This window comes from Rhodococcus sp. MurmanLake-1 (genome assembly GCF_056945715.1).
On record NZ_JBWZNF010000005.1, the window covers coordinates 474137 to 488777 of the forward strand.

Consider the following 14641-nt stretch of genomic DNA (forward strand, 5'->3'; position numbering starts at 1 on the left):
TTCGATACAGCGCACTGGAGAATCACCGATGACCCGAGTCCGAAAGAACACTCCCGGACGGATCCTGTTCGTGGGATCGGGACCGGGCGACCCCGCCCTGCTCACCGTTCGCGCACGTGACGTCCTCACCGGCGCCGCAATGGCATTCACCGATCCGGATGTCGACAAGGGCGTCGTCGCACTCGTCGGGATCGACATGGGCCGCGACGAGGAGACCGGCGAGCTGATCGCGGACGTGCGTCCGGCACTCGGTGAGCCTGCCGAGGTTGCAAAGACATTGGTGCACGAGGCCAAGAACGGTCACGACGTCGTGCGTTTGGTCTCTGGCGACCCGCTGACCACGGATTCCGTGATCGCAGAGGTCACCGCAGTCGCCCGCACGCAGGTTCAGTTCGAGGTTCTCCCGGGTCTGCCTTCCGGTTCGGCTGTGCCGAGCTACGCCGGCATGGCGCTCGGCTCGGGTCACACCGAGGCCGACGTTCGCGGTGAAGTCGACTGGGCTGCTCTGGCCGCTGCACCGGGACCGCTTGTCCTGCACGCGACGTCCGGACATCTCGCCGAGACCGCCAGCGCGCTGGTCGAGAACGGCTTGGCCCCGCAGACGCCTGCTGCGATCACCGTCCGCGGTACCACTCGTCAGCAGCGAACCGTCGAGGCAACTCTCGCGACGCTCAACGAAGCCGGATCGGAACTGGTGGGCTCGCTCATCGTCACCGTCGGCAAGGTTGTCGCGCAGCGCAACAAGATGTCGTGGTGGGAATCGCGCGCACTGTACGGCTGGACCGTCCTCGTGCCGCGCACCAAGGATCAGGCCGGCGAGATGAGCGACCGACTGGTCACTCACGGAGCGATCCCGATCGAGGTTCCGACCATCGCCGTCGAGCCGCCTCGCAGCCCGGCTCAGATGGAGCGTTCGGTCAAGGGCCTCGTCGACGGTCGCTATCAGTGGGTGGTCTTCACTTCCACCAATGCTGTTCGCGCAGTGTGGGAGAAGTTCGAGGAGTTCGGCCTCGACGCTCGCGCCTTCTCCGGTGTGAAGATCGCCTGCATCGGTGAAGCAACCGCAGCCAAGGTGCGCTCGTTCGGCATCAACCCCGAGCTGATCCCGACCGGTGAGCAGTCCAGCGAAGGCCTGCTGGCCGAATTCGCCCCGTACGACGACGTTTTCGATCCGGTCAACCGGGTTCTGTTGCCGCGCGCGGACATTGCAACCGAAACCCTCGCCGAGGGCCTGCGCGAACGCGGTTGGGAGATCGACGACGTCACCGCCTACCGCACCGTCCGGGCAGCGCCGCCGCCGGCCGAGACCCGCGAGATGATCAAGACCGGTGGATTCGACGCCGTCTGCTTCACCTCGTCCTCGACCGTGCGCAACCTCGTCGGCATCGCCGGCAAGCCGCACGCCCGCACGTTGGTCGCGTGCATCGGCCCGAAGACGGCCGAAACTGCTATCGAGTTCGGTCTGCGCGTCGACGTGCAGCCCGAGACCTCGCAGGTGGGACCGCTGGTGGAGGCTCTCGCCGAGCACGCAGCTCGGCTGCGCGCTGAAGGTGCTTTGCCGCCGCCGCGTAAGAAGTCTCGAAGGCGCTAGCGCACCCGTGAGCGGTTGAGGAGTCTGTGGACTCCTCAACCACTCACAGGTTCCGACGAAGGAGGGCTACTTCTCGTGTTTCCCACTCATCGCCCTCGCCGGCTCCGGCGCACCCCAGCGCTCCGGCGACTCGTGGCAGAGACCTCGCTCGAACCCCGGCACCTCGTGTTGCCGATGTTCGTTGCAGACGGCATCGATACGCCGCGTGAGATCAGTTCCATGCCAGGCGTTTTCCAGCACACCCTCGATTCGCTGCGGTCCGCCGCGGTGGAAGCAGTGGAAGCCGGCGTCGGTGGCCTGATGCTCTTCGGCGTCCCCAAGGCGGAGGACAAGGACCCCCAGGGCTCCGGTGCCTCCGATCCCGACGGCATCCTCAACGTCGGATTGCGCGCTCTGGCAGAAGAACTCGGTGATTCAACGGTCATCATGGCCGATACCTGCCTCGACGAGTTCACCGATCACGGCCACTGCGGCGTGCTTAACGCCACCGGCGCCGTCGACAACGACGCAACCTTGATCCGGTACGTCGAAATGGCTCTCGCGCAAGCTGAATCGGGTGCGCACCTGCTCGGCCCCAGCGGCATGATGGACGGTCAGGTGGCTGCGATCCGCGGTGCGCTCGATGCATCCGGGTATGTCGAGGTCGGTCAGCTCGCCTATGCCGCGAAATATGCGTCAGCGTTCTACGGGCCGTTCCGTGAAGCCGTCGGATCCTCACTGCAAGGCGACCGTCGTACTTATCAGCAGGACGGCGCCAACCGCCGCGAGTCGATGCGCGAGGTAGACCTCGACATCGCCGAGGGCGCTGACATGGTGATGGTCAAGCCTGCAATGTCCTACCTCGACATTCTGCGTGAGACCGCCGACCGGTCTCCGGTTCCGGTCGCGGCGTACCAGATCTCGGGTGAGTACTCGATGATCACGGCGGCCGCGCAGAACGGGTGGATCGATCGGGACGCGGCGATTCTCGAATCGCTCACCAGCATTCGCCGCGCCGGTGCCGACGTGGTCCTCACGTACTGGGCGTCGGAAGTTGCCGGATGGCTGTGACGGAGTCACGCATGGTGGCTGCACCGGTATCGACCGATACGCTGGTGTCATGACCGAGCAGTGGCCGCCGTCGCGCCAGGAACCGCCCCGCCGGGAACCTCCCTACGAGAACCAGCCGTTCGAGAATCAGCCGTACCGCGAACTCGGACCGATGCCGACGGGTCAGATCCCGGGATACGGCCCCGGTTACAACGGATACCCGGGCCCCCAGCCGAAACCCGAGCTGCCGACGGACGTCGTGACTGCGATTCAGTTGTGGTGGGCTGTGACGGCGCTGGGATTGGTCCAGGGCGGCGCGATGATCTGGATGCTGCTCGGGCAGAAGTCGATGTTCGTCGACGAGATGCTCAGGAACCAGGCGGCTGTCGACGCCGGTCTGACACGCTCCGACGTGGAGGGCATGTTCCCACTGGTCATCGTGTTCTCCGCTGTCCTGGTGGTGATCGTCACCGCGGTGTTCCTTTTGTTCGTGCGCTCGATGAGTCGTGGCAAGAACTGGGCTCGAATGTTGCTGTCGTTCTGTGGAGTCTTCATGTTGGTCTCTGCGATCCCCGTGATCTTCGGGCTCGGCGGTGACGGCGGCGCGGCCACTCTGCTGTTCGGCGGAGCGGAAATCCTGCAGGCAGTTGCTGCTGTCGGGGCCATCGTGATGATGCACCGAAAAGAGTCCAATCCGTACTTTCTTCGTTTCCCCCCGGCGGGGAACCGATAGGTAGCTCGGGGTACTGTGAAACGGGTCACTGCAGTAGTAGGGGAGAGGTCGTAGACAATGAGTTCTCAGGAAGCCCTGCGCACGGAAAGCACCCACGACGCTCCACTGCGCCAACGTGGTTCACGGACCGAAGTGATCTTGTTCGCGATCCTTGGAGCCTCTGTTCTGGTGACACTCCTGGTGCTCATGATTCCGGGCATCGTCAGCGGATAGCGCACACTTGAACCCGTGAGTATCTCTACGAAGGTCCGGCGCCCGACGGCCGTCGAGGCAGCATTCTGGCTGTGGATCGCCAGCGCGTTCCTACTCATACTCTTCGGCCTGATCAATGTCACCAGCGCCTCGTATTCGCTGCGTGAGCAATTCACCGATCAAGGCGTATCGGCCGGAAACATCGACATCTACGTCACCTTCGTGCGGGTGTCCGGGCTGGTTCTGCTGTTGACCGGCCTTGCGATCGGCGGCCTCGCCGGTCCCACTCGCGCCGGAAAACCTCTGTGCCGACGGATCCTGGTGATCGTGTCCGGGGTGTTCGCGGTGCTGCAGATCGCGCTGGTCGTCGCCGGGATCAGTACCGTGCTCGCGCTTGTCGTTCCCGTCATGCTGATCTGTGCCTGCGTCGCGATCTACCGCGACACCACCCGAAGTTGGTTCGCCCGTGGCTGACCGTGCTCCTGAAATCGGCCCGGACGTTCTGTACTACGAACCGGGATCTCGGTGGTGGGCGATCGCGTTCGGGCCAATCTTCTGCCTGATCGCCTTGGTCATCGAGCTGTTCACCGGCCCGGTGGTGCATTGGTTCGGTCTGGCGATGTTCGCCGTGATCCTCACCGGGTTGGTGTACGTGCAGGTGATTGCCGCGCGCCGGCATGCGAGTGTGCTTCTGACCGCGACCACGTTGCGTCAGGGAACCGAAGAGGTGCCGATCACCGAGATCGCCGAGGTGTTCCCGGAGTCCGACGACGCCGCCTATGAAGACGAAATGGAGCCGTGGGAAACGGCACGCGCGCTGGGTGAGCTGTCTGGAGTGCCCCGGCGTCGGCACGGTATCGGCTTGCGTCTGACCACCGGGGGATTGGTGCGAGCGTGGGCGAAAGACGATCGGGCACTTCGCGAGGCGTTGAGCCAGGTTGTCACGGTCGGTGTGGAACCGGACGGGTCTGCCGATGACTGAGCCACAGCCATCCCCGCGTGTCGACGTGAAGACGTGGATCGGTGTACTCGGTATCGTCGCCGCAACGATTCTGGCGGTCGTGTGCTGGCGAGCGGGTACGACGACGTCCGACTTCGGACCGATATTGGATGGCGCTCCGCCGTTCGAGAGCACGCACTACGACGGTCTCTGGATCTCGGGCGCCGGGTTGTCGATTCTGGTTGCGGGGCTGATGGCCATCGATGTCGTGCGCCGCGTCCGGGTGGGCTTCGTCGCATCGCAGTAGCCCTCATACGGGTAGGGGGTATAGTTGCGGTATGAGTAGTTACAGCCCCGAGCAGGACGATCTGCTCAAACGCCTTCGTCGTATCGAAGGTCAGGTAGCCGGAATCTCGCGCATGGTCGCAGACGACCGGTACTGCATCGACGTGCTCACCCAGGTGTCCGCCGCGACGAGCGCGTTGCAGTCCGTATCCCTGAAGCTTCTCGACGCGCACCTTGCGGGCTGCGTCGTCGAAGCTGCCAAGCAGGGTGGTCCGGAAGCGGACGTCAAGATCAAGGAAGCTCAGGCGGCCATCGCTCGCCTCGTTCGTTCGTAAGGTGTCGGTCCGTCACTCCGTGATGGACCGCGCGAGCGCCCGGGCGGAGAAGCTCACGAAGTACTCGGGTGTGACTTCTTTGGCGATGTTGATGACGATGGTGTCCGACAGGCCTTTGAGTCCGGAGAGCACGAGATGGATCACCGCGGGGTCGTCGATCAACCGGCTCCCTTCGGCTGCAGCAGATTCGGTGAGCGCTCGAATCAATGCCGAGTTGTAGACCGCTACGGATGCGTGAAGTTCCCGCATGCTTTCTCGGTCGGACCCGGCCATGCCTTCGATGTCGCGCCAAGTGGTGGTGAGTCGACCCACCCGTGCCCAGTGCCGAGCAAATTCGGAAATCATGGACTCGAGTAAGGCGCTCAGTCCCTGCTCGCGGGGGAGCGTGTTCACGAAGTCCGCCATTCCAGCTGACTTACGCTGAGGAGGGCTGCGAAGATGTCCTGCTTGTCGACGAAATACTGGTAGATCAGTCCGGTGCTGGTTGTGCCATCCCGGTGTCGTTCCTGCCCGGATTCTGGCAGCACATCCATTCGTTCTGGCTCGGATCAGCGGCCATGGAGCCCATCCGCTCCGTCATCTACTTCGATGGGAACGGCGCCGGACCGCACCTGCTCGTTCTGGGGATCTGGCTGGTCGCGGCACTCGGCCTGACCGGACTGCTTGCCTCTCGGCAGTCGAAAAAGACGGCAGCGCAATAAATGTGGTGGGGCCGGCGACTGCCGACCCCACCCGAACCCTTTACTTCAGCCGTACCGCGTCCGTGCCCGGTCCGTCGAGCATCGCGGACCCCAGCAGGATGTCCGGAATGCCGAACCCGTCGATCAGTGTCTCGACGTGGGGGCGCAGGGTGCGGCACCGCTCGTTGATCCCGCGCGTCACGGCCTTCGAACGCTCCACCGACAGATGCCGGTGCTCCATGAACCAGGCCTTGTCCTCCTCGATGACGGACAGTGCGTAGAGGTCGCACACCTCGCCGAAGAGTTCCTTCGCGGTCTCGTCCTCACACGAGTCGATGCCGGCGACGAATGCTTCCAGGATGACGCGCTCGATGTGCGCCTGAGCGGCTTTGAGCACGTGGTCCTGCACGAAGTTGAACGCGTCGAACGGGTTCTCCTCGCGTTTCTGCGCTGCCTGCAATCGCCTTGCCGCAGTGGCGAGTAGGTACTCCTCGCGGTCTTCGAACATCTTCATCTGGGTGCCGCGGTTGAAGAGGCTGCCGTCCTCTTCGTTGTCCTGGCGAGTGTCGACGATCGTCTGCAGGATCTGCTGCGCTGCCGTGCGCTTCTTGACCACGTCGGAGACCGTCGTAGCCGCGAAGCGCATCCAGTCGACCGGACTCATGCCGCGGACTTCGTCGGCGTAGGAGGTGAGAAGTTCTTTTGCGACCAACTGCGTCAGAACGTGGTTGTCACCCTCGAACGTGGTGAAGACGTCAGTGTCAGCCTTGAGCGCGGTGAGGCGGTTCTCGGCGAGATAGCCTGCGCCACCACAGGCTTCGCGTGCTTCCTGGATTGCCCGAGTGGCATGCCACGTGTTGGCGGCCTTGAGTCCGGCGGCGCGACCCTCGAGTTCGCGCTGCTCCTGCGGGTCCGGGTCGTCGCTGCTCTGGATGTCGTGCATCGCGGCGACCAGTTCGTTCTGTGCGAACTGCAGAGCGTACGAGCGGGCGATCAACGGCAACAGACGCTTCTGGTGGACGAGGTAGTCCATGATCAGGACCTCGTCGTCACTCTTCGGGGCGCTGAACTGCCTGCGCTGCAGGGCATATCGACCGGCAATGGCCAATCCCACGCGCGCGGCCGCTGCCGCCGAACCACCGACGGTGACACGTCCACGAACCAATGTGCCGACCATCGTGAAGAACCGACGGTTCGGGTTCTCGATCGCCGAAGTGTACGTGCCGTCCTCGGCGACGTCGGCGTAACGGTTGAGCAGGTTCTCACGCGGGATGCGGACCTGGTCGAAGACGATGCGGCCGTTGTCGACTCCGGGCAGTCCACCCTTGAGCCCGCAGTCGGACGTCGTCACTCCGGGGAGGTCGTTGCCGGCGTCGTCACGAATCGGCACGACAAAGCAGTGGACGCCCTGGCTTTCGCCTCCGGTGATCAGCTGTGCGAACACTGCCGCGACAGTGGCGTGCTGGGCAGCGCCGCCGATGTAGTCCTTGCGAGAAGACGGGGTGGGGGAGTTGACGACGAACTCGCCCGTCTCGACGTCGTAGGTTGCCGTGGTTTCGAGTTCCTGGACGTCGCTGCCGTGACCGGTCTCGGTCATCGCAAAGCAACCGAGCAGGTCCAGGTCGATCAGCGGCTTGACGTACGCCTGGTGGTGACGCTCGGTGCCGAGGTTTTCGATGGCGCCGCCGAACAGTCCCCACTGCACGCCGGCCTTGACCATCAGTGAGAGGTCGGACATCGCGAGCATCTCGATGCTGGTGACGGCGCCACCCGCGTCGCCCGTTCCGCCGTGAGAGACCGCGAAACCGTTTGCGGCGTAGCCGAGATCGGCGAGGACCCGCATCTGTTCGAGAGCCTTGGAGCGCGCAATGGCGGTGTTGGGTGTGTAGTGCGGAGCAAAACGTTCGTCGTTCAATTCGCCGCGAACGCGCTCACGCACCTCCCGCCAGCGTCCGTCGAGTGTTGTCCTGAGGTGGTCCGCTGTGGTGGCCATGGAACCGACGATAGCGCGTAGCGCACCGCGGGCAACCCGGTTCGATCCCAACCTCACATTCAGCAGGAGCCCGCGGCACCCGCTTCGATTCCTTGGCGGAAGAGTTCCTTCTCGCTCTCGGACATAGCCTGGTACGAAGGGTCGTTCTCGACGATCTTCAGGAAGTCGGCGCCCGCTGTCTGTGTCGACGTGTCGCCGCTCTGAACACGCTGCTGAACGTAGACGGACACTGCCGAACACCCGCCGAGAAACGCCGGGTCGGTGCTCGTTGCCGCGGTGGTTCGAGCCGAGTCGGTGGCGCTCGGCGGCGACGAAACTGTCGCCTTGTCGTCGTTCGAAGCGTCCGAACCACACGATGTGAGAAGAATCGCAGCCGAGACCATCAGCGTCGTCAACAGTCGCTTCATGCTCGGAATCGTCTCACGCGGGGCCCGGTTCGACCGGAAAACTCGCCTCGAGCACCGAAGTCCTACACCCTGTCGTTGTCAGATTCGACAGAACTGGGACACTGGAAGCCGTGACTGTGTCTTCCGGTGATCCCGACGTGCATGCAACGAACTCCGCTCGGCTCTTCGAACGTGCCGGCAACGTGATTCCGGGTGGCGTCAACTCGCCCGTCCGCGCGTTCGGTTCGGTCGGTGGAACACCGCGATTCATTCGCGAAGCATCCGGCTACACCCTCACCGACGTCGACGGGAACAATTACGTCGACCTGGTGTCGTCCTGGGGTCCGATGATTCTCGGGCACGCTCACCCGGCAGTCGTCGAAGCCGTTCGCGAAGCAGCGCTCGGCGGTCTCTCCTTCGGTGCGCCGACCGAAGGCGAAGTTGCCCTCGCCGAGGAAATCGTCGCCCGCGTCGCGCCCGTGGAAAAGGTTCGCCTGGTCAACTCCGGAACCGAAGCCACGATGAGCGCAGTCCGCCTCGCCCGCGGATTCACCGGACGCACCAAGATCATCAAGTTCTCCGGTTGCTACCACGGCCACGTCGACGCCCTTCTCGCCGACGCCGGATCGGGCCTCGCGACGTTCGGGCTGCCGACCTCGCCCGGCGTGACCGGCGCTCAAGCCGAAGACACCATCGTCGTCCGCTACAACGATCTCGATGCAGTCGCCGCGGCGTTCGCCGCCAACCCCGGCGCCATCGCGTGCGTCATCACCGAAGCTGCAGCCGGAAACATGGGCGCCGTCGCACCGATTCCCGGTTTCAACGAGGGTCTGCGTCGCCTCACCCGTGAGCACGGCGCACTCCTGATCATGGACGAGGTGATGACGGGATTCCGCGTCAGCGCCTCGGGTTGGTACGGCATCGACAACGTCGCAGGCGACCTCTACACCTTCGGCAAGGTCATGAGCGGCGGCCTGCCTGCCGCAGCATTCGGCGGCCGCGCCGACATCATGGGTCACCTCGCGCCGGACGGTCCCGTCTACCAGGCCGGCACCCTCTCGGGTAACCCCGTGGCCGTCGCCGCCGGACTCGCGAGTCTGCGCGCCGCCGACGCCGAGGTGTACGCCAAGCTCGGCCGGAACGCGACCGCCCTCGGCGACCTCATGACCCAAGCCCTCACCGCCGAAGGCGTCGAACACCGTGTGCAGTACGCCGGAACCTTGGTGAGCGTGTTCTTCACCGAGAACACGGTGACCAACTACGACGAAGCCAAAGCCGCGCAGACCTGGCGATTCCCCGCCTTCTTCCACGCGTTGCTCTCCCGCGGCGTGTACCCGCCGCCGAGCGCGTTCGAAGCGTGGTTCGTCTCCGCTGCACTCGACGATCGAGCATTCTCGATCATCGCCGACGCCATGCCGCACGCCGCCAAGGCCGCAGCTGCTGCCGTCAAGCCCTGACACGTTCAAGCTCGAGCAACAACCGCACGCTTCCGACATCCATCTTCTTCAGCGAGGACCCTCGACTGTGACCGACGCCGATCACCCCGACCACACGTCCACCCGCACCATCGTCCACGTCCTTCGCCACGGCGAAGTTCACAACCCGCGCGGGATCCTCTATGGACGGCTCCCGGGCTTCCGGTTGTCGGTGGCGGGCGAAGCCCAGGCTCGTGCGGTCGCGTCGGTGCTCGCCGATCACGACATCACCCACGTGGTCGCGTCGCCGCTGCAGCGCGCACAAGAGACCGCGACGCCGATCGCCGAGGCACACAAGCTCGACATCGTCACCGACGAAAACCTCATCGAGGCAGGCAACGAGTTCGAGGGTCTCAAGGTTGCCGTCGGGGACGGTGCGCTCTCACGTCCGCGTCACTGGTGGAAATTGCGTGACCCGTTCACCCCGTCCTGGGGCGAGCCCTACCTGCAGATCGCTCATCGCATGCTCGCAGCCGTCAACGCCGCACGCGTCGCGGCAGTCGGACACGAAGCCGTCGTCGTCAGCCATCAGCTTCCGGTCTGGACACTGCGTCGATTCCTGCAGGGCGAGCGTCTCTGGCACGATCCCCGTCACCGTCAGTGTGGACTGGCCTCGTTGACCTCACTGGTCTACGAGGGCGACACCCTGGTCGACATCGTCTACTCCGAACCTGCCGGTGCCTCCGACCCGAGAGTGACAGGAGCATGATTTCGCGCCGCATCGCCGCAGCATTCGCAGCCGCTGCGTCGGCGATGCTTCTTCTCTCGTCCTGCGCGACCGGCGACGACGCCGTCGCACAGGGCGGAACTTTCGACTTCGTCTCACCGGGCGGGCAGACCAAGATCTTCTACGATCCACCGTCCGACCGAGGCACCATCGGCAAGCTCTCCGGGCCCGATCTGATGAACGAAGGTAAGAAGGTCGGCGTCGACGACTTCGAGGGCAAGGTCGTCGTCCTCAACGTCTGGGGTCAGTGGTGCGGGCCGTGCCGCGCCGAAGCCGACGACCTGGAACAGGTCTACGAGCAGACCAAGGATTCGGGCGTGCAGTTCCTCGGCATCAACGTCCGCGACGACACCAAGAACAAAGCGCAGGACTTCGTGGTCGACAACAAGGTCTCGTACCCGTCGATCTACGACCCGTCGATGCGTTCGCTGATCGCCCTCGGTGACGGCTACCCCACGTCGGTCATTCCGACGACGATCGTCCTGGACCGCCAGCATCGCGTTGCCGCGGTGTTCCTCCAAGAACTTCTCGCCGAGGATTTGCTGCCCGTCGTCCAGCGAGTAGCTCAGGAAGACGCGCAGTAAAGATGACAACCACGACCACCACGCTGCTGGCAGGCAGCGACACACTGAGTGCCGGTGTGGGCGAAGCGTTTCAGAACGCGGCGTCGTCCGGTCCGCTTCTGCTGGCCCTCGGCGCCTGTGTGCTCGCCGGTCTGGTGTCGTTCGCTTCACCGTGCGTCGTGCCGCTCGTTCCCGGCTACCTGTCCTACCTGGCCGGCGTCGTCGGCGCCGACGCCCCCGCGATCACCGCGGACGAGGCGAGGACCCGGACGATCACCCGGAGCAGTCGCCTGAGGGTGGCCGGTGCGGCCGGACTGTTCGTCGCCGGCTTCACCGTCGTCTTCGTTCTCGCGACCGCGTCGGTGTTCGGCGTGATCTCGACTCTGCTCGTCAACCGCGAGGTCCTGATGCGCGTGGGCGGTGTGGTCACGATCGCGATGGGTCTGGTGTTCATCGGACTGATCCCGGCGCTGCAGAAAGACGTCCGTTTCGAACCGCGTCGTGTGTCGTCGCTGGTGGGGGCGCCGCTGCTCGGGGGAGTGTTCGCGCTGGGGTGGACGCCATGCCTCGGGCCGACATTGGCAGGCGTGATGTCCGTAGCCGCGGGAACCGACGGGATGACCGCCGCGCGCGGTGTCACCTTGATCGTCGCGTACTGCATCGGACTCGGCCTGCCGTTCATCATCTTGGCGCTGGGATCGGCGCGTGCGCTGACCGGCGTCGGCTGGTTGCGTCGTAATGCACGCACCATTCAAATTTTCGGCGGAATCATGTTGGTGGCAGTGGGAATCGCCCTCGTCACAGGCGCGTGGGACCAGTTCGTCGGCTGGGTTCGCGACGCATTTATCTCGGAGGTGACGCTGCCGATATGACAGCTGACGACAATAACGACAACCCGACACCCGTGCTGCCGAAGCAGTCGGTGATCGGTCGAGTCGTTGCACTCGGGCGCAACACCTGGCGCGGCCTGACCTCGATGCGGACCGCGCTGGTTCTGCTGTTCCTCCTCGCACTCGCGGCGATCCCCGGCGCCCTGCTGCCACAACGAACCCTCAACGAGGGCAAGGTCGCCGACTACATCGCCGCGCGTCCGACGCTCGGTCCGTGGATGGACCGCCTCGAACTGTTCGACGTGTTCAGCAGCTTCTGGTTCACCGCGATCTACGCTTTGCTCTTCATCTCGCTGGTCGGCTGCATCCTGCCGCGTTGCGTGGAGCACGCGAAGGCGCTGCGCACCCGTCCGGTGAATGCGCCGCGCAATCTTGCTCGCCTGCCGCACCACACCAAGAGCGTCGTCGACGGCGAGACTCCCGACGAACTTGCTGCCCGGGTGTCGAAAGAACTGCGTGGGTGGCGCGTCGAAACGCGTCGCGGCGATACGAAATCACGACGCGAAGGCGAGATCACCATCTCGGCGGAGAAGGGATACCTCCGCGAATTCGGCAACCTCGTGTTCCACCTGTCCCTGGTCGGATTGTTGATCGCGATTGCCGCGGGCAAGTTGTTCGGCTACGAGGGCAATCGCATCGTCATCGCCAACGACGGCCCCGGATTCTGCACGACTTCGCCGGCAGTGTTCGACTCGTTCGTCGCGGGCCTGAGCCTCGACGGCACCGGCATGACTCCGCTGTGTGTCCGTGTGAAGAATTTCCAGGCCGACTACCTCGAGACCGGTCAGGCCGAGATGTTCACCTCGGACATCTCGTACCAGGCAGGCGACGACCTCGAGTCCGATACCTGGCGGGACACGACCATCCAGGTGAACCACCCGCTGCGGATCGCCGGCGATCGTGTGTACCTGCAGGGACACGGATACGCGCCGACATTCACCGTCACGTTCCCGAACGGTGAGACCCGCACCGAGACGCTCCAGTGGCGTCCGGACGACGCCACGACGTTCCTGAGTAGTGGCGCAATGCGTTTCGACCCGCCGGGCGGCATGTATCCCGATACGGACGAGCGCCGGAAGAATCAGATTGCCATCGAAGGATTGTTCGCGCCCACAGCGCTGTTCCACGGCAACCTGCTGTCGTCGAGTTACCCGGCGATGAACGATCCGGCAGTCGCCATTGACATCTACAAGGGTGATACCGGACTCGATACCGGTAACCCGCAATCGCTGTTCGAACTCAACACCGAACTGATCAATCAGGGCCGGCTGGTCAAGCAGGATCGAGTCAATCTGTTCCCGGGTGAGAGCGCGACGCTTGCCGACGGAACTCAGGTGCGATTCGATGGTGCCGTCGACTTCGTCAACCTGCAGGTCTCTCACGATCCCGCTCAGGTGTGGGTACTGGTTTCAGCGTTGACGATGATGGCGGGGCTACTCGTCTCGCTCGTGATCAAGCGTCGCCGCGTCTGGGCACGTATCTATCCAGATGACGAACGACGTACTGTAGTAGAACTTGGTGGGCTTGCCCGCACCGACCACGCAGGCTGGGGCGACGAGTTCGACCGCCTCGCCGACCGCTTGCTGAAAAGCAATCCGACCACCGCGGTGAACCAACCGCACGCGCAGGAGAACGCCCGATGACAACCAACGAGACACTCGCGCAGTACAGCGACTGGGCCTTCAAGTCCGCCTTCACCGTGCTTGTGCTGGCGTTTGTGCTGCTCATCGTGCAGTACGCGTCGGCCAGAGCAAAGGCGGTTCAGGACAAGGAACTGGTCACCGCCGGCGGAGTCGATGCGTCCGTGCCTGGCAGGGTCGCGGAGACTCCGACCAAGTCGCTCTCGGAGCGATTCGGCGGAATGGGCCGAGCTGTCTTGGTTGTCGGAACGGTACTGATCTTCGCGTCGATCGTGCTCCGCGGATTTGCGACGGAACGATTCCCACTCGGCAACATGTACGAATTCGTGGCGATGGCGTGTGCGGCGTCGTTGCTGGTCGGGCACGTCCTGCTGATCAAGCCGGCGTACCGTCCGATGTGGGTCTTCCTGCTGGTACCAGTTCTGATCTTGATGTTCCTCGCCGGCACGGTTCTCTACGCCGACGCGGCTCCCGTGGTGCCGGCGCTGCGCTCGTACTGGCTGCCGATTCACGTGACGATCGTCAGCGTCGGCTCCGGCATCTTCATGATCGGCGGTATCGCCAGCCTCCTGTTCCTGTTGCGACTGAAGTTCCCGCCCGGTGACGAAGGCACGAGCATCGGCGGCCGGATCGCAGAGCGACTGCCGGATGCCCAGACGCTCGACCGCTTGGCATACAAGAGCACGATCATCGCGTTTCCGCTGTTCGGCGCAGGTGTGATCCTCGGTGCGATCTGGGCGGAAGCTGCATGGGGACGCTTCTGGGGTTGGGACCCCAAAGAGACGATGTCCTTCATCGCCTGGGTGATCTACGCGGCCTACCTGCACGCGAGGGCAACGTCTGGTTGGCGGGAGACGAAGGCTGCCTGGATCAACATCGCCGGATTCGTTGCGATGCTGTTCAATCTCTTCATCATCAACATGGTCGTGTCCGGCTTGCACTCCTACGCGGGACTCAACTGATCCTCTCGAGGTACCGTGGGTGGCTGCCGACCGGTCTGTAGGTATTACCGGTGGGTAAGTCAGGGGCGGCGCCAGCTACGATGCAGCTTGGTGAATTACTAGCTGTCTGGTAGCTGCGGGATCGACGAGGGGGAACTGCGAGATGGCCGACAAGATCGAAGACGCCGGAGCAGGATTGTGGGAGCCGGTGCGTCCTGCCGAGCCGACGCGGCGCGAGCTA

The 14641-nt window shown here is 64.2% G+C and carries 18 protein-coding genes; 15 read left to right on the top strand and 3 right to left on the bottom strand.

Going from position 1 to position 14641, the window contains the following annotated elements; genetic code table 11:
• Nucleotides 1–28 precede the first annotated feature (28 nt).
• The 8 genes from AC2ETI_RS17545 (at nucleotide 29) to AC2ETI_RS17580 (ending at nucleotide 5105) form a co-directional block, all read left to right on the top strand.
• Entirely contained in the window at nucleotides 29–1591 is a 1563-nt protein-coding gene (locus tag AC2ETI_RS17545) for a bifunctional uroporphyrinogen-III C-methyltransferase/uroporphyrinogen-III synthase (RefSeq protein ID WP_003941969.1), read from the top strand.
• A gap of 75 nt (nucleotides 1592–1666) precedes the next feature.
• Entirely contained in the window at nucleotides 1667–2641 is a 975-nt protein-coding gene (hemB, locus tag AC2ETI_RS17550; protein WP_113682361.1) for a porphobilinogen synthase, read from the top strand.
• 49 nt (nucleotides 2642–2690) lie between these two features.
• Nucleotides 2691–3353 (top strand): hypothetical protein, encoded by a 663-nt coding sequence (locus tag AC2ETI_RS17555; RefSeq protein WP_483634163.1) that lies wholly within the window; start codon nucleotides 2691–2693, stop codon nucleotides 3351–3353.
• Nucleotides 3354–3410: 57 nt separating this feature from the next.
• Entirely contained in the window at nucleotides 3411–3566 is a 156-nt protein-coding gene (locus AC2ETI_RS17560; RefSeq protein WP_019744371.1) for a hypothetical protein, read from the top strand.
• A gap of 15 nt (nucleotides 3567–3581) precedes the next feature.
• Nucleotides 3582–4019 (top strand): hypothetical protein, encoded by a 438-nt coding sequence (locus AC2ETI_RS17565; RefSeq protein ID WP_019744370.1) that lies wholly within the window; start codon nucleotides 3582–3584, stop codon nucleotides 4017–4019.
• Entirely contained in the window at nucleotides 4012–4527 is a 516-nt protein-coding gene (locus AC2ETI_RS17570) for a hypothetical protein (protein WP_019744369.1), read from the top strand. The genes AC2ETI_RS17565 and AC2ETI_RS17570 overlap by 8 nt, the downstream gene beginning before the upstream one ends.
• Entirely contained in the window at nucleotides 4520–4792 is a 273-nt protein-coding gene (locus AC2ETI_RS17575; protein ID WP_483634164.1) for a hypothetical protein, read from the top strand. Before AC2ETI_RS17570 ends, AC2ETI_RS17575 begins: the two co-directional genes overlap by 8 nt.
• 31 nt (nucleotides 4793–4823) lie before the next feature.
• Nucleotides 4824–5105, top strand: a complete 282-nt coding sequence (locus AC2ETI_RS17580) for a metal-sensitive transcriptional regulator (protein ID WP_003942012.1) — start codon at nucleotides 4824–4826, stop codon at nucleotides 5103–5105.
• 12 nt (nucleotides 5106–5117) lie between these two features.
• Here AC2ETI_RS17580 and AC2ETI_RS17585 read toward each other — a convergent pair whose 3' ends face one another.
• Nucleotides 5118–5510: a hypothetical protein gene (locus AC2ETI_RS17585; protein WP_483634165.1), complete on the bottom strand. Its 393-nt coding sequence runs from the start codon at nucleotides 5508–5510 to the stop codon at nucleotides 5118–5120.
• Nucleotides 5511–5602: 92 nt separating this feature from the next.
• On the opposite strand from AC2ETI_RS17585, the gene AC2ETI_RS17590 reads away from it, so the two are divergent.
• Nucleotides 5603–5806, top strand: a complete 204-nt coding sequence (locus AC2ETI_RS17590) for a hypothetical protein (RefSeq protein ID WP_483634166.1) — start codon at nucleotides 5603–5605, stop codon at nucleotides 5804–5806.
• Nucleotides 5807–5846: 40 nt separating this feature from the next.
• Here AC2ETI_RS17590 and AC2ETI_RS17595 read toward each other — a convergent pair whose 3' ends face one another.
• Nucleotides 5847–7778, bottom strand: a complete 1932-nt coding sequence (locus tag AC2ETI_RS17595; RefSeq protein WP_046379830.1) for an acyl-CoA dehydrogenase family protein — start codon at nucleotides 7776–7778, stop codon at nucleotides 5847–5849.
• Nucleotides 7779–7837: 59 nt separating this feature from the next.
• Nucleotides 7838–8185 carry a hypothetical protein gene (locus AC2ETI_RS17600; RefSeq protein ID WP_007735283.1) on the bottom strand — a complete coding sequence of 116 codons (348 nt, stop codon included), beginning with the start codon at nucleotides 8183–8185 and terminating at the stop codon, nucleotides 7838–7840.
• A 110-nt stretch (nucleotides 8186–8295) separates the two neighbouring features.
• On the opposite strand from AC2ETI_RS17600, the gene hemL reads away from it, so the two are divergent.
• The 6 genes from hemL (at nucleotide 8296) to ccsB (ending at nucleotide 14421) form a co-directional block, all read left to right on the top strand.
• Complete coding sequence (gene hemL / locus AC2ETI_RS17605) at nucleotides 8296–9621, top strand: glutamate-1-semialdehyde 2,1-aminomutase (RefSeq protein ID WP_283384609.1); 1326 nt, start codon at nucleotides 8296–8298, stop codon at nucleotides 9619–9621.
• A 67-nt stretch (nucleotides 9622–9688) separates the two neighbouring features.
• Nucleotides 9689–10348: a histidine phosphatase family protein gene (locus tag AC2ETI_RS17610; protein WP_003941868.1), complete on the top strand. Its 660-nt coding sequence runs from the start codon at nucleotides 9689–9691 to the stop codon at nucleotides 10346–10348.
• Nucleotides 10345–10950: a TlpA disulfide reductase family protein gene (locus AC2ETI_RS17615; RefSeq protein WP_021333937.1), complete on the top strand. Its 606-nt coding sequence runs from the start codon at nucleotides 10345–10347 to the stop codon at nucleotides 10948–10950. Before AC2ETI_RS17610 ends, AC2ETI_RS17615 begins: the two co-directional genes overlap by 4 nt.
• A 2-nt stretch (nucleotides 10951–10952) precedes the next feature.
• Complete coding sequence (locus tag AC2ETI_RS17620; protein ID WP_003941906.1) at nucleotides 10953–11801, top strand: cytochrome c biogenesis CcdA family protein; 849 nt, start codon at nucleotides 10953–10955, stop codon at nucleotides 11799–11801.
• Nucleotides 11798–13462, top strand: coding sequence for a cytochrome c biogenesis protein ResB (gene resB, locus AC2ETI_RS17625; RefSeq protein ID WP_021333939.1), 1665 nt, complete (start codon nucleotides 11798–11800; stop codon nucleotides 13460–13462). Before AC2ETI_RS17620 ends, resB begins: the two co-directional genes overlap by 4 nt.
• Nucleotides 13459–14421 (top strand): c-type cytochrome biogenesis protein CcsB, encoded by a 963-nt coding sequence (gene ccsB / locus AC2ETI_RS17630; protein ID WP_047889757.1) that lies wholly within the window; start codon nucleotides 13459–13461, stop codon nucleotides 14419–14421. Before resB ends, ccsB begins: the two co-directional genes overlap by 4 nt.
• Nucleotides 14422–14641: the final 220 nt, after the last annotated feature.